This is a genomic window from Azospirillum formosense, assembly GCF_013340925.1.
In the GTDB taxonomy this organism is placed as follows: domain Bacteria; phylum Pseudomonadota; class Alphaproteobacteria; order Azospirillales; family Azospirillaceae; genus Azospirillum; species Azospirillum formosense.
The window spans coordinates 1-12,359 of the sequence record NZ_WHOR01000172.1 but is presented as its reverse complement, the minus strand read 5'-3'; the positions used below and the strand labels follow the sequence as shown (position 1 = coordinate 12,359).

The following is a 12,359-nucleotide window of genomic DNA, read 5'->3' as shown; positions in this document are numbered from 1 at the left end:
ACCCCCGCCTGACGGCCCACCCCTCCTACAGCCTGACCGCGCCACCGGACGCCCCGGCGATCGTGCGGATGGCGCTGGAGGAGGCCGGTTTCGCCGGCTTCGCGGCGCTCGCCAACCCCGCGCCCGCCACAGTGCGCCATTCCGGCACTCAGCTTCTCTACCAGCGCAGCGGCACGCTGACGGTGGTCGCCCTGTCCTGGGACTGCGACGGCGTGCCGTTCGAGGTGGAAACCGTCGGGCCGGACGGCGACTCCGCCCCCCTTCCCCCCTTCCTGGATACGGTGCTCGCCCCGGTGCTCACGCGCATCGCGGCGCTGCCACCGGCCGACGCCTTCGCCCTGGCCGGCGCCTATCGCCTGACCCGCTCCGTCACGGAGGCGGTGTTGGGCGGCCGGGAGCCGGACACGGCGGCAATCGTCGCCGACCATGAGGGCTGCGTCACCCCCGCCTTCGTGAAGGAAACCGCCGCCGTGCTGGCGGAACGGTTCGCCCAAACCAGCCGCACCGCCGTCGCGCGGAGCTGGATCGCCGCGGCGGGGCTGCTTGCGCTGGTCCTGCTTCTGGTGGCGGGCGTGGACGGTCCGGCTCTGCTGACCGGCGCGACACCCGAACAGCCGGCACCCGCGGCGCTGCGGCTGGGCTGGGACATCGGGATTCCCATCGCCACCGGGCTGGCCCTGTGGGCGCTCGTGCGCGGGGTGGTGCGCGGGGCCCTGGCCGCCGCCTTCGGCGGCCCGGTCCGCGCGCCGGACCAGGGGTCCTGGCCACTCGTCCTGCTGTCCGCTGCGGCGGCGATCCATATCGGCCTGCTGACCCTGTGGAACGGTGGGCCGGGATTCAGCCGGCTGAACCATCGGCTGGATGTGGAAACGATCACCCAGGGCCGCGCGCCGATGCCCGCCCCGCGCGTGCTGACTCCGGAGGAGCGGATCATGGCCGCCCAGCGGGCGCTGGCCCGGCTGGGGCGCTACGACGGTGCGATCGACGGCAAGATGGGTGAAGGCACCCGGACGGGTCTCGCCAGCCTGACCGGACTGGTCGACACGCCGCCGGGCGTGGCACCCGAAGACCCGTTGGAATTGGCGGTGGCCATCGCCGCGGGCCGGGTGCCGGCCAACGTCCGGACTCCAGAGCTTCCTGTCGGGCCGGGGTGGAGCAACGCCACCCGCCCGCGCCGGAAGCCCGACGACCAGCCGGTTGGCGGCGGGGCGCACGGCGCTCAGGCTCGGGAAACGGCCTTGCGGGCAGTCGAGGCTGACCACCGCGACATCGCCGGAGAAATCCTCGCGGAAGGCGGCGTGGACCGCCTTCGGCTCGCCCCACAGGCCGAGCAGGCTCCAGCCGTTGCCCGCCAGCCCCTCGATCAGGCGCAGCCAGCCGTCGCGGCCCAGCCGGTAGCGCGGCCAGGGCCGGTGGCCCTCGACCGGCGTGCCAATGCGGTTCAACAGGCCGAACAGCGGTTCTTCCCCGTACATGCCGCCTCCCCTACCCCAGCAGCGCCGCGACGGTCTGGAACCACGCGACCAGCGGCCCCGGCAGCCAGACCCCCGCCACCAGAACCAGCGCAAGATGCGCGTAGAGCGGAACCAGCGTTCCCTCCAGCGGCACCGTCGCCACCGGGACGCCGCTGCCCTCCACCGTGCCAGGCGCTCCGAAGCACAGTTGCTGGACCCGCAGCACCAGCGCCCCGAAGGCGACCAGGATGCCCACGACCAGCGGCAGGGCCAGCAGCGGTTCCCGCGCGAAGGTGCTGGTGACCAGCAGGAATTCGCTCATGAACACGCCGAAGGGTGGCAGGCCGGCGATGGCCACCACACCGGCCAGCAGGCCCCAGCCGAGCGCCGGATGGCTGACCGTCAGGCCGGAAATCCGCTCGATCCGCTGCGTGCCCGTCACTTGCACCGCGTGGCCGACCGCGTAGAAGATGGCCGACTTGGTCAGGCTGTGCATCGCCATGTGCAGCAGCCCGGCGAAGTTGGCGAGCGGCCCGCCCATGCCGAAGGCGAAGGTGATGATGCCCATATGCTCGATGGAGCTGTAGGCGAAGAAGCGCTTCACGTCGCGCCGCCGGTAGAGCATCAACCCGGCCAGCAGCAGCGAGGCCAGCCCCATGGCGATCATCAGCGGCCCCGGCGCGATGGCCTGCCCATTCGCCGCCAGCAGCATCTTGAAGCGCAGCACGGCGTAGAGCGCCACGTTCAGCAGCAGACCGGACAGCACGGCGGAGATCGGCGTCGGCCCTTCCGCGTGGGCGTCCGGCAGCCAGGCGTGCAGCGGCGCCAGACCGACCTTGGTGCCGTAACCGATCAGCAGGAAGACGAAGGCCAAGTTGAGGATCGCCGGGCTGATCTTGGCGACGTGACCCATCAGCTCCGTCCAGGTCATCGCCGCCATGCCCGGCCCCATCACCGGCTGGGCGGCCATGTACATCAGGATGGTGCCGAACAGGGCGAGCGCGATGCCGACGCCGCACAGGATGAAGTACTTCCACGCCGCCTCGATGCTGGCCGCGGTGCGGTAGAGGCTGACCATCAGGACGGTGGTCAGCGTCGCCCCCTCCACCGCCACCCACATGACGCCCAGGTTGTTGGCCGACAGGGCCAGCAGCATGGTGAACATGAAGGCCTGGTACATGGCGTGGTAGAAGCGCAGCTTGCGCTCGTCCAGCTTCCCCACGGCAATCTCGTGGGCGATGTAGCCGGCAGAAAAGACGCTGGTGGTCAGCCCGACGAAGGCTGTGAGCGCGATCAGGTAGATGTTGAAGGCGTCCACCACGAACAGCGCGCCGCTCGACGGCTCCAGCCCGAACAGGACCAGCGACGCCAGCAGCGTGACGGCGGAGAAGCCGACATTCAGCCGCGCCCCCAGCCGGTGACCGGGAACCAGGGCGAGGACGGCGGCGCCGATCAGCGGGGTGGCGACGATGACGGCGACGGCGCTCAATCGCTCTCCCCCCGGAAGCTCTCGATCTTCTGCATGTCGAGCGTGTCGAACCGCTCGCGGATGTGGAACAGGAAGATGCCGAAGATGATGAAGGCCACCATGACGGAGAAGGCCACCGACATCTCGACGACCAGCGGCATGCCGGCGACACCGACCGCCGCCAGAATCAGCCCGTTCTCGATCGACATGAAGCCGACCACTTGGCTGACTGCGTTGCGCCGGGAGATCATCATCAGCAGGCCGAGCAGGACGACCGACAGCGACAACGCCAGATTCTCGCGGGTCAGGGCGGTGGCTTCCGCCGTCACCGGCAGCACCAGCAGGATCGACAGGGTGACCAGCGACACGCCCGCCACCATGGTCAGCCCGATGCCCAGCGCCGGCTCGATGGTGCGGTGAATCTTCATCTTCACGATGATGCGGTGCAGCGCCACCGGGATCAGGATGGCCTTGAGAACCAGCGTCAGAAGCGCGGTGATGTAGAGGTGCGGCTCCCCATGGGAATAGGCCTGCCACGCCGCCGTCGCGGTCAGGGCGAGCGCCTGCATGGTGAAAACGTTGAGCAGGGAGAACAGCCGGCGCTGGTAGAGCAGAGCGAAGCTCATCAGCAGGACGACGGCCCCCAGCATGTGCGCGACGTCATAGCCCAGGTCGCTCACCTCATACCCCCCGCGACACGTAGAGGAAGATCGCGCCGAGCAGGCTCAGCAACAGGGCGCCGCCCAGGAACTCGCCGACCCGGAAGACGCGCATCTTGGCGATGGAGGTCTCGAACAGCGCCAGCAGGGTCCCGCCGACGGCCAGCTTCACCACGAAGACCAGCACGCCGCCCAGCGCCGCCGCCACGCCGGACCCGGCGGTCGCCATGCCCCAGGGCGCGAAGACGCAGGCGATCAGCGCCATGTAGAGCAGCATCTTGAGCATGCTCGCCGCCTCGACCAGGGCGAGGTGGCGGCCGGAGTACTCCAGCACCATGGCCTCGTGCACCATGGTCAGTTCCAGGTGCGTGGCCGGGTTGTCGATGGGAATGCGCGCGTTCTCGGCGATCGCCACCATGACCAGCGCGATCAGCGCGAGCGCCAGGGAGATGCGCAGGCCGACCGCGCCGGACATCATGAAGTCGGCGATCTCGGCCAGCGAGGTGCTGCGGACCAGGATCGCCACCGAGAAGACGATCATCAGCATCGCCGGCTCGGCGAGCGCTGCGATCATCATCTCGCGCGACGAGCCGATGCCGCCGAAGCTCGTCCCCGTGTCCATCCCGGCGAGCGCCAGGAAGAAGCGCGCCGAGCCGAGCAGCGCGATCAGCGCGATCAGGTCCGCCGTCGGGGCGAGCGCCAGCTGCGTGGTGAAGACCGGCACCAGCCCGGCGGCCAGCCAGATCGCCGTGAACATCATGTAGGGCACGGAGCGGAACAGCCAGGAGGCGTTGCGGGCCAGCACCACCTCCTTGCGCAGCAGCCGCAGCAGGTCGCGGTAGGGTTGGAGGACGGACGGCCCCCTCCGCCCGACCAGCCGCGCCTTGACCAGCCGCACCCAGCCGGTCAGCAGCGGCGCCAGGGCCAGCACCAGGAGCATCTGCAGGATCTGGTAGAGGGTGGCGAGCAGCAGCGTCATCGTTGGGTCACCGCCACCATCACCAGCAGCACGACCAGCGCCAGGAACATCAGGGTCAGGTAGCGGCGGATGGTCAGGAACTGCAACCGGTTGGCCTTCTCGGCCAGCCAGCCCACCGCGCCGGCCAGCGGCTCCACCACCACGGCCCAGGCCGGGTCGGTCCAGGTCACCGACAGGCGGGCGGGGCGCGTGTCGCCCGGCGCCGGCATGTCCACATGATCGCGGGCGCGGAACACCGTGCTGCCAAAGGCGCGGCGGATCGGCTGGCCGAAGCTGGAGGCGGAGTATTGGGTGACCGCCGCCGGGTCCGGACCGTCGAAGCCACAGCCCCAGGGGATCGACCAGCGCACCCGGTCGCTCGCCTTGCGGTGGATGCCCAGCACCAGCACGACCGACAGCAGCGCGATCACCACCAGCATGATCAGGCCGTTGTAGGAATTACCGATGGCCGAGGTCGGGGCCAGCCAGAACCAGGGCTGATAGGCGCGCCCGTCGAACGGCCCGGCCTCCACCAGCAGGCGCAGTGCCGGCTCGAACAGGCGGATCAGCGGGGTCGGCAGGACGCCGAGCACGACGCAGAGCACCGCCGGAACCGCCATGCCCAGCCGCATCGCCCGCCCCACCTCCACCGCCTCCGCTGCGGCGCGCGACCGCGGCCTTCCCAGGAAGGCGATGCTGTAGAGCCGCACGAAGCAGGCGCCGGCGAGCGCGGTGGCGAGCGCCAGGGCGGCGCCGACCACGGCGATCTCGATCTTCAGCGACCATTCCGACAGGGCCGGGGCGTTCAGGATGGCCTGGAACAGCAGCCATTCCCCGACGAAGCCGTTCAGCGGCGGCAGGGCCGAGATCGCCGCGGCGCCGATCAGGGCGAGCACGGCGGTGGTCGGCATCCGGTGGATCAACCCGCCCAGCCGGTTCAGGTCGCGCGATCCCGTGGCGGTCAGCATGGCGCCCGCCGCGAAGAACAGCAGGCTCTTGAACAGGGAATGGTTGACCACATGGAGCAGCGCCGCCGCCAGGGCGAGCGCCGCGATCACCGGCGTGTGCGCGGCCTTGAAGACCAGCGCCAGACCCAGCGCGATGACGATGGCGCCGATGTTCTCCACCGTCGAATAGGCGAGCAGCCGCTTCACGTCGTCCTGCATCAGCGCGTAGAGCACGCCCATCACGGCGGTCAGGGCGCCGAAGCCCATGGTCACCCCGCCCCACCACCACTCCGGCTCGCCCAGCAGGTCGAACAGCACGCGGATCATCGCGTAGACGGCGACCTTGGTCATCACGCCGGACATCAGGGCCGACACATGGCTGGGCGCCGCCGGATGGGCCAGCGGCAGCCAGACATGCAGCGGCACCAGCCCGGCCTTCGACCCCGCCCCCAGAAGGATCAGCACCACGACCAGCGCCGCCGCCCCGGCTTCCGGCGCATGGGCGCGGATGGCGGCGAAGCTGTAGTCGCCGTGCGCCGTCGCCAGCACCCCGAAGGCCAGCAGCAGGCAGGCCGTGCCGAAGCTCGCCATGATGATGTAGAGGCGCGCCGCCTTCGGCGTGTCCGGGTCCCGATGGGTGGACAGCACGAGCAGCCAGGAGGCCAGCGACATGAATTCCCAGGACAGCAGGAAGGTGAAGGCGTCGGCGGCGATCAACACCATGTTCATGCCCGCCAGGAACAGCGGGTAGAGCGGCAGCACCGGGCCATCCTGGGAACCGCCGTGGGACTCGTGATGCGCCCGCTCGTACCCCCAGCCGAACAGGCTGGCGGTGATGCCGCCCAGATTGACGACGATCAGGAAGACGGCGGACAGCGCGTCGGCGCGCAGATGGGCCTGGATCCAGGGCAATCCTACGGGCAGGACCAGCGCCGCGTCCGGACCGCCCCCGGCCAGCCCGACCGCCGCCCACAGCGCGATCAGCGCGCAGGCCGCCGCCGTTCCACCATAGACCACCGTGGACGCTTGCGGCAGCCGCCTCGCCGCGGCGCCGACGACGGCCACAGCGAACAGGAAGGCGATTGCCGAAACGACCAGTCCCAAGGCTGCGAATCCGTTTGGATTAGACCCACAAACAGTAAGGATGTTTCTCCCAATGAACGCAAGGGGAAAAACTCTGTCGCGCTCATCTTGTGAGTGCGCGTGCTTTGGGCGACACGCGCACAGAAAAAAGGCGGCCCACCAAATCGGGAGCCGCCTGAGTTTGTTCGGGAGGAAACGCAACCAAGTTGCAGGGGAAGATATGCGTCCGTTAAGGTTAACGGCGCGTAAAGGGCGCAAGGTTTTTCTTTGACTATACTTTTTTGCAAGCGTTTGGCTTTGGATTCGCGCGTCCACTCCGGACCGGTCTCCCCGGCCTCTCCCAGATCGGCACTGGCCGGGAAGGCCCCCTTCGCGCTATAGGAGGCACCCTTCCCTTTCACCAGTCACCGGTCCTCCATGCCGTCCACCTCCATCAGCCAACGCATCGCCGACGAGCTTTCGGTCCGTGAATCCCAGGTCGCCTCGGCCGTCAAGCTGCTCGACGAAGGATCGACCGTCCCCTTCATCGCCCGTTACCGCAAGGAAGCCACGGGCGGGCTCGACGACACGCAGTTGCGCACGCTGGAGGAACGGCTGTCCTACCTGCGCGAGCTTGAGGACCGGCGCGAGACGATCCTGTCCTCCGTCCGCGAGCAGGACAAGCTGACGCCGGAGCTGGAGCTGCAGATCCGTCAGGCCGACACCAAGACGCGCCTGGAAGACCTCTACCTTCCCTACAAGCCGAAGCGCCGCACCAAGGCGCAGATCGCCCGCGAGGCGGGGCTTGAGCCGCTGGCCGACCGGCTGCTCGCCGACCCGACGCTGCAGCCGGACGCCGAGGCCGCCGGCTTCGTCAGCGCCGACAAGGGGGTGGCCGACGCCAAGGCGGCGCTGGACGGCGCCCGCCACATCTTGGTGGAACGCTTCGGCGAGGACGCCGAGCTGGTCGGCAAGCTGCGCGGCGCCATGGCCGACAAGGGCGTGGTGACCGCCAAGGTGATCGAGGAGAAGCGGGCCGAAGGCGCCAAGTTCTCCGATTACTTCGAGTTCGACGAGCCCTGGGCGAAGGTGCCGTCGCACCGCGCGCTGGCGCTGTTCCGCGGCCGGACCCAGGGTGTGCTGGACATCCGCCTGGACCTGCCGGTCGAGGAAGGCCAGCCCCATCCGGCGGAGCGCACCATCGCTTTCCACACCGGCATCCGCGACCAGGGCCGCCCGGCCGACAAGTGGCTGTCCGACGTGGTGCGCTGGACCTGGAAGCTGAAGATCGGCCCGCATGTCGAGACCGACCTGATGGGTGACCTGCGGGAGCGCGCCGAGGACGAGGCCATCCGCGTCTTCGCCCGCAACCTGCACGACCTGCTGCTGGCCGCCCCCGCCGGGCCGCGCACGACCATCGGCCTCGACCCCGGCATCCGCACCGGCGTGAAGGTCGCCGTGGTCGACGCCACGGGCAAGCTGGTCGATACCGCCACCGTCTACCCGCACCAGCCGAGGAACGACTGGGACGGCGCCATCGCCGCCATCGCCGCCCTGGCGGTGCGCCACAAGGCGGAGCTGATCTCCATCGGCAACGGCACGGCCAGCCGCGAGACGGACAAGCTGGTCGCCGATCTGTTCAAGCGCCATCCGGAGCTGAAGCTCACGAAGCTGGTGGTCAGCGAGGCCGGCGCGTCGGTCTATTCCGCCTCCGAGACCGCGGCGGCCGAGTTCCCGAAGCTGGACGTCAGCCTGCGCGGCGCCGTCTCCATCGCCCGCCGCCTCCAGGATCCGCTGGCCGAGCTGGTGAAGATCGAGCCGAAGTCCATCGGCGTCGGCCAGTACCAGCACGACGTGTCGGGCGGCAAGCTCGCCCGCTCGCTGGACGCGGTGGTGGAGGACTGCGTGAACGCGGTCGGCGTGGACCTGAACACGGCGTCCGTTCCGCTGCTGACGCGCGTGTCCGGCCTGAACGAGACGATCGCCCGCAACATCGTGGAGCACCGCGACCGCAACGGCGCCTTCCGCTCGCGCAAGCAGCTGCTCGACGTGGCCCGCCTCGGCCCGAAGACCTTCGAGCAGGCCGCCGGCTTCCTGCGCATCCGCGAGGGCGACAACCCGCTGGACACCTCCGCCGTCCATCCCGAAGCCTACCCGCTGGTCGAGCGCATCCTGAAGAAGACCGGCAAGGATCTCGGCAGCGTCATCGGCGACGCCCGCTTCCTGCGCGGGCTGAACGCCGAGGACTTCACCGACGAGCGGTTCGGCGTGCCGACCATCGAGGACATCCTGAAGGAGCTTGAGAAGCCCGGCCGCGACCCGCGTCCGGAGTTCAAGACGGCCACCTTCCAGGAGGGGGTCGAGGAGCTGAAGGACCTCCAGGCCGGCATGGTTCTGGAAGGGGTGGTGACCAACGTCACCGCGTTCGGCGCCTTCGTGGACATCGGCGTGCACCAGGATGGTCTGGTCCACATCTCGCAGCTGTCCACCAGCTTCGTGAAGGACCCGCACACCGTCGTGAAGGCCGGCGACATCGTGAAGGTCAAGGTGATGGAGGTCGACATCCCGCGCAAGCGCATCGGCCTGACCATGCGCCTGACCGACGCCGCCCCGCGCCCCGAGCGTGGCCAAGGCCGTGCGGAAGGCCCGCGTGGAGACGACAAGCGCTGGGACGACCGCCGCGGCCCGCCGCCCGGCAAGAGCGGCTCCGCTCCGAAGCCGGCCCCCAAACCGGCGAAGGCGCCGGAGCCCGTCAACAACGCCTTCGCCGAAGCCTTCGCGCGGGCGCAGGCCGGCAAGAAGCGGTAAGGCTCGGAAAGCGAGGGAGGGCGCCGGACACGCACCGGTACTCTCCCCATGGACGGTTCGTGCGCCAAAGGCTAGTGTGCACCGACGCCAACCGCTCACGCGCCCATGCTCTCTTCGGCAACCCGAATTGTCGGCCTGTATTCGGTCCTCGCCACCGCGTGGGTGGTGGGATCCGACCGCATTTTGGATGCCGCCGGGCTGGGCGAGGTGGTGCTGATCCAGAACGTCAAGGGCACCGCCTTCGTCCTGTTCACCGCCCTGGCCCTGTGGGGTTTCCTGCGCCAGGAGTTCCAGCGCCGCACCCGCTCGGAGGACGCCCTGCGCTCCACGCTGGAACGGCTGGCGCAGTCGGAGGCCGACCTCCGCTCGGTCATCGAGAAGTTGCCGGACGCCTTCTTCCGCACGGATCTGGACGGCCGGGTCAGCATGGCCTCCCCGCAGTTCGCGCGGGAGTTCGGCCTGACACCCGAAACGGTGATCGGCACCCGCATCGCCGACCATTACGTGGAGGAGGACGGGCGCGCCAAATTCCTTGCGGCGTTGGAGGATTCGGGCGGCGAGGTCCGCGACCACCGCATGCCGATGCGGCGGCAGGACGGCAGCACCTTCTGGATTTCCGCCAACGCCTACGTCCGCCGCGATCCCGCGGGACGGCCGATCGGGGTGGAGGGAATTGCCCGCAACACCACCGCCCAGCACCATCTGGAGGAGCGGCTGCGCTATCTCGCCGGGCATGACGCGCTGACGGGCTTGTGCAACCGCATCCGCTTCGAGGACCGGCTGGAGCACGCCATCGCCCGCGCCAAACGCGACGACGAGAGCTTCGCGCTGCTTTTCCTCGACCTCGACGGTTTCAAGGAGGTCAACGACACCCACGGGCACCAGAAGGGCGACGAGGTGCTGGTGACCACCGCCCAGCGCCTGTCCAGCGCCCTGCGCAACAGCGACACCACCGCCCGCATCGGCGGCGACGAATTCGCCGTCCTTCTGGAAGGGGACATCTCCGTCGAGAACGCCCGGGCCGTGGCGGAAAAGATCATCGACTCCATCGACCGGCCCCTGCCCGGCCTGGACCTGTCGGTGTCGGCCAGCGTGGGCATGGCCTTCTATCCGTCGGACGGCGTCGATGCCGGCGTTCTGCTGCGCTGCGCCGATCAGGCCATGTACCGCGCCAAGCGCCTGGGCAAGAACCGGCTGGAACTGGGCACCGCCTGAATTGAGCTGCGGACGTCAGGACGGCTTGGCCGCGTCCATCACCAGTCGAAGGCCCAGCGCGCCGATGACCGAGGCCGACAGCCGGTCGATCCACGCCTTGGACCGCAGATAGGCGGCGCGGGGGCGGCCGGCGGAGAAGGCCACGGCGACGATGGCGTACCAACCTGTCTCGATCAGGAACACGGCGGGCGGCAGGGCCAGCAGAACCCAGCCCGGCGGCGAGGCCGGCAGAAGGGCCGCGAAGATGCTGGCGTAGACGATGGCGGTCTTCGGGTTGCTGATCTGCGTTGCCAGACCGATCCCGAAGGAGCGCAAGGTGCCGTGGGAGTCGGCGATCCCATCCGGAACGCGGACTGGCTCCGCCGCCCCCCGCCAGATCCGCACCGCCAGATGGACGAGATAAAGGCCGCCTCCAACTTTCAAAACCAGATGGAGCCATCCAACGTGGGTCAGCAGAGTGTGCAGACCGAGAAGGGCCAAGGTGGCAAAGACCACGCCGCCAGCCCCCATGCCGACGGCGGCGGCAACGCCCGCGGCACGCGAGACCGCGATGGACGTGCGTGCCACCAGGACGAAGCTGGGGCCGGGGCTGATGGCGCCGATGGCCAAGGCGCCGACAATGCTCAAAAGGGCAAGAACGGACCCATCCATGGCTGCGGCTCCGCTGTTCGTGAACGCCGCAGTTTATGGACGGCGAACGGGCTCGTCAGCCGGCAAAATGGTCGCGGCACCCCGCCCGCTCACTCCGCGGCCATCAGAAAGCTCGTACCGTGATGGGAACGCGGGGGCATGTCCGGCAGCCCGATCGTCCGACCAATTTCCTCGGTCGTCGGCCGGCGCCGGTAGGTTTCCACATAGCGGTCGAGGGCGGCGAGGCATTCGGCGATCGAGCCGGAACCGACCGCCCGGCAGTCTTCGAAGGCGTGCGGGTCGGGGCGGAACCAGTGGGTGATGTAGCCGTCCTCGGTCCCATTCAGGGTGAGGGTCAGGGCAAAGCGTCCCTCATGCCCGATCCGGGCGTGGGCCGCGCGCAGCCGGGACTGGACCTCTTCGATGGTCATGGCGCGTGCTTCCTTCTCAAACATCAAGCGGTCTTGCGATCACGCGGCGTTGCGGAGCAGCCGTTCTTCCAGGCTGCGCGCCCATTCGGCGTCGCGGGCCAGCGATTCGACCAGCAGGCGGGCCGGGCCGGCGGAGTCCGCAGGGGTGTCGGGGCGGAGCAGCCCGGCCAGCCGCATGGCCAGCGATTCCGCTTCCGCCTCGACCCAGCGGGCGTACTGCTTGCGGCGTTCCGCCTCGTTCCAGTACCAGCGTGGAAGCTGGGGGTGGCTGCGCTCCATCTCGCCTTCCCAGGTGCTCATGCGGAACAGTCCGCTGGGGGAGCGCTCGGTGCGGGTGCGTTCGGTTGCGAATGTCATTCAGGGCTTCTCCCGTCCACGCCGCGGGAATGGCGTGGCTCAGGCGGCCTCCAGATCGCCGCCTTCTTCGTCTTGCTTCAGGATTTCCGCCTTCTTCTGGGCGAACAGGCTGGTGATGCGGTGCTGGGCCGTGCGGTCCACCGTGCCGATCTCGCGCAGGCGGGTGCCGGCGCCGGTGCGCCACAGCTCCTCCAGGTCGTCCAGGTCCAGGCAGGCGCCGAGCCGCTTGCGGATCTCCTCCTCGAAGGCGGGGAAGGCGGCCGGCGGCAGGGCCGGGGTGGACTTGGCGGCGGAGGAGGGCGCGGGCCCCTCCCGGGAATTGCTGTCGTCGCAATGGCGCAAAGGGGGGGCGGCGGAGAGGGCAGGCGGG

General features: G+C 69.5%; 9 protein-coding genes and 1 pseudogene. 2 read left to right on the top strand and 8 right to left on the bottom strand.

Annotation, left to right across the window (positions count from 1 at the left end):
- Positions 1–1,485: 1,485 nt before the first annotated feature.
- From GBZ26_RS19890 to hyfB, 4 genes are read right to left on the bottom strand one after another with little or no spacing between them, the layout of a single operon-like run.
- Positions 1,486–2,943, bottom strand: coding sequence for a hydrogenase 4 subunit F (locus GBZ26_RS19890; RefSeq protein ID WP_174440329.1), 1,458 nt, complete (start codon positions 2,941–2,943; stop codon positions 1,486–1,488).
- The gene (locus tag GBZ26_RS19885) at positions 2,940–3,602 is read right to left on the bottom strand and encodes a hydrogenase-4 component E (RefSeq protein WP_174440328.1); all 663 of its coding nucleotides are present in this window, start codon (positions 3,600–3,602) and stop codon (positions 2,940–2,942) included. Before GBZ26_RS19885 ends, GBZ26_RS19890 begins: the two co-directional genes overlap by 4 nt.
- Before the next feature lies 1 nt (position 3,603).
- Complete coding sequence (locus GBZ26_RS19880; RefSeq protein WP_174440327.1) at positions 3,604–4,560, bottom strand: respiratory chain complex I subunit 1 family protein; 957 nt, start codon at positions 4,558–4,560, stop codon at positions 3,604–3,606.
- Positions 4,557–6,590: a hydrogenase 4 subunit B gene (hyfB, locus tag GBZ26_RS19875; RefSeq protein ID WP_211104853.1), complete on the bottom strand. Its 2,034-nt coding sequence runs from the start codon at positions 6,588–6,590 to the stop codon at positions 4,557–4,559. The genes GBZ26_RS19880 and hyfB overlap by 4 nt, the downstream gene beginning before the upstream one ends.
- Before the next feature lie 396 nt (positions 6,591–6,986).
- Between hyfB and GBZ26_RS19870 the strand changes: the two genes are divergently transcribed.
- Positions 6,987–9,356 (top strand): Tex family protein, encoded by a 2,370-nt coding sequence (locus tag GBZ26_RS19870; protein ID WP_174440326.1) that lies wholly within the window; start codon positions 6,987–6,989, stop codon positions 9,354–9,356.
- A 105-nt stretch (positions 9,357–9,461) separates the two neighbouring features.
- A complete protein-coding gene (locus GBZ26_RS19865) occupies positions 9,462–10,571 on the top strand; it encodes a diguanylate cyclase domain-containing protein (protein WP_174440325.1) in 1,110 nt (369 codons plus the stop codon).
- A 15-nt stretch (positions 10,572–10,586) separates the two neighbouring features.
- Here the strand turns inward: GBZ26_RS19865 and GBZ26_RS19860 are convergent, their stop codons facing one another.
- The 4 genes and pseudogenes from GBZ26_RS19860 to GBZ26_RS19845 form a co-directional block, all read right to left on the bottom strand.
- Positions 10,587–11,222 carry a LysE family translocator gene (locus tag GBZ26_RS19860; protein WP_174440324.1) on the bottom strand — a complete coding sequence of 212 codons (636 nt, stop codon included), beginning with the start codon at positions 11,220–11,222 and terminating at the stop codon, positions 10,587–10,589.
- An 89-nt stretch (positions 11,223–11,311) separates the two neighbouring features.
- Positions 11,312–11,632 (bottom strand): hypothetical protein, encoded by a 321-nt coding sequence (locus tag GBZ26_RS19855; protein WP_174440323.1) that lies wholly within the window; start codon positions 11,630–11,632, stop codon positions 11,312–11,314.
- Between the two features lie 39 nt (positions 11,633–11,671).
- Positions 11,672–11,989, bottom strand: a complete 318-nt coding sequence (locus tag GBZ26_RS19850) for a hypothetical protein (protein WP_246653893.1) — start codon at positions 11,987–11,989, stop codon at positions 11,672–11,674.
- Between the two features lie 39 nt (positions 11,990–12,028).
- Positions 12,029–12,359 (bottom strand): annotated as a pseudogene (locus GBZ26_RS19845) (hypothetical protein); the annotation flags it as partial.

Excerpts from the sequence above, each read along its gene's own strand:
- GBZ26_RS19880 (WP_174440327.1), bottom strand. The coding sequence starts at position 4,560 with ATGACGCTGCTGCTCGCCACCCTCTACCAGATCCTGCAGATGCTCCTG.
- GBZ26_RS19870 (WP_174440326.1), top strand. The coding sequence starts at position 6,987 with ATGCCGTCCACCTCCATCAGCCAACGCATCGCCGACGAGCTTTCGGTC.
- GBZ26_RS19865 (WP_174440325.1), top strand. The coding sequence starts at position 9,462 with ATGCTCTCTTCGGCAACCCGAATTGTCGGCCTGTATTCGGTCCTCGCC.
- GBZ26_RS19860 (WP_174440324.1), bottom strand. The coding sequence starts at position 11,222 with ATGGATGGGTCCGTTCTTGCCCTTTTGAGCATTGTCGGCGCCTTGGCC.
- GBZ26_RS19855 (WP_174440323.1), bottom strand. The coding sequence starts at position 11,632 with ATGACCATCGAAGAGGTCCAGTCCCGGCTGCGCGCGGCCCACGCCCGG.
- GBZ26_RS19850 (WP_246653893.1), bottom strand. The coding sequence starts at position 11,989 with ATGACATTCGCAACCGAACGCACCCGCACCGAGCGCTCCCCCAGCGGA.